Origin of the sequence: Alitiscatomonas sp., assembly GCF_037242085.1 — a bacterium.
Taxonomy (GTDB): Bacteria; Bacillota; Clostridia; order Lachnospirales; family Lachnospiraceae; genus Alitiscatomonas; species Alitiscatomonas aceti.
This window is the reverse complement of the sequence record NZ_JAXXBR010000004.1, coordinates 1-1,894: the sequence shown is the minus strand read 5'-3', so window position 1 is coordinate 1,894 and position 1,894 is coordinate 1. Positions and strand designations below refer to the sequence as shown.

Sequence of the window (1,894 nt, the reverse complement as noted above, 5' to 3'; positions counted from 1 at the left end):
CGGATCCTGCGGAAACCCTTGCGCGGATGCGGAAAAAATGGTATATTTGGCGTAAGAAATTTTAGAAAAGAGGAACATAAATGACGGCTGTCGATCAGAGCAGAATCAGAAACTTTTGCATCATTGCCCATATTGACCACGGCAAGTCAACGCTGGCGGACAGGATCATCGAAATGACAGGGCTGCTGACCAGCAGGGAGATGCAGGCCCAGATCCTGGACAATATGGATCTGGAGAGAGAGAGGGGCATCACCATCAAGTCCCAGGCCGTGCGGACGGTATATAAAGCAAAAAACGGAGAAGAATATATTTTCAACCTTATTGACACTCCCGGACACGTGGACTTTAACTACGAGGTGTCCCGGAGCCTGGCGGCCTGCGACGGAGCTATCCTGGTGGTGGACGCGGCCCAGGGGATCGAGGCCCAGACCCTGGCCAACGTGTATCTGGCCCTGGACCACGATCTGGATGTGTTCCCGGTGATCAACAAGATCGACCTTCCCAGTGCCGATCCCGACCGGGTGGCGGAGGAGATCGAGGACGTGATCGGCCTGGAGGCCCACGACGCTCCCAGGATCTCAGCCAAAAGCGGTTTAAATGTGGAGGATGTGCTGGAGGCCATTGTGGAAAAGATCCCGGCTCCGGAGGGAGATCCTGAGGCTCCCTTACAGGCGCTGATCTTCGACTCCGTTTATGATTCCTACCGGGGAGTCATCGTATTCTGCCGGATCAAGGAGGGAACTGTAAAACGTGGGACCCCCATTAAGATGATGGCCACCGGCGCGTCCTATGACGTGGTGGAGGTGGGATACTTCGGCGCAGGCCAGTTCATCCCCTGCGAGGAGCTGTCTGCCGGTATGGTGGGCTACATCACTGCCAGCATCAAAAATGTCCGGGATACCCGGGTGGGCGATACCATCACCGACCGGTCCAATCCCTGTAAGGAACCCCTTCCGGGCTATAAGAAAGTGACCCCCATGGTATACTGCGGCCTGTATCCGGCAGACGGAGCCAAGTACCCGGAGCTGCGGGATGCCCTGGAAAAGCTCCAGCTAAACGACGCATCCCTGTTTTTCGAGCCGGAGACCTCGGTGGCCCTGGGCTTTGGCTTCCGCTGCGGCTTCTTAGGCCTGCTCCACCTGGAGATCATCCAGGAACGGCTGGAGCGGGAATACAACCTGGACCTGGTGACCACGGCCCCCAGCGTTGTGTACCGGATCCACAAGACCAACGGCGAGGTCATCGACCTGACCAATCCCACCAATATGCCGGATCCCTCGGAGATCGAATATATGGAGGAGCCGGTGGTCACTGCGGAGGTAATGGTGACCACGGAATTTGTGGGCGCTATCATGCAGCTTTGCCAGGAACGCCGGGGCGTATACCTGGGGATGGAGTATATTGAGGCCACCAGGGCCCTTCTGAAATATGAGCTGCCTCTCAATGAGATCATTTACGACTTTTTCGACGCCTTAAAATCCAGATCCAGAGGCTACGCGTCCTTTGACTATGAGCTGAAGGGCTATGAACAGTCGGAGCTTGTGAAGCTGGACATCCTCATCAACCGGGAAGAGGTGGACGCTTTATCCTTCATCGTCTTCGAGGGCTCTGCCTATGAGAGAGGAAGGAAAATGTGCGAAAAGCTGAAGGATGAGATCCCGAGACATCTGTTTGAGATCCCGATCCAGGCGGCTGTGGGAGGCAAGATCATTGCCAGGGAGACCGTAAAGGCCGTCCGCAAGGATGTTCTGGCCAAGTGCTACGGCGGCGATATTTCCCGTAAGAAGAAGCTTCTGGAAAAGCAGAAGGAAGGAAAGAAGCGGATGCGCCAGGTGGGCAATGTGGAGATCCCGCAGAAGGCCTTTATGAGCGTATTGAAGCTGGATGAGGAGTA

General features: G+C 55.7%; 1 protein-coding gene. It reads left to right on the top strand.

Features of this window, described 5'->3' with window-relative positions:
* Positions 1–80: 80 nt before the first annotated feature.
* A partial coding sequence (gene lepA, locus WIH05_RS00035; RefSeq protein ID WP_022273178.1) for a translation elongation factor 4 occupies positions 81–1,894 on the top strand: 1,814 nt, incomplete at its 3' end.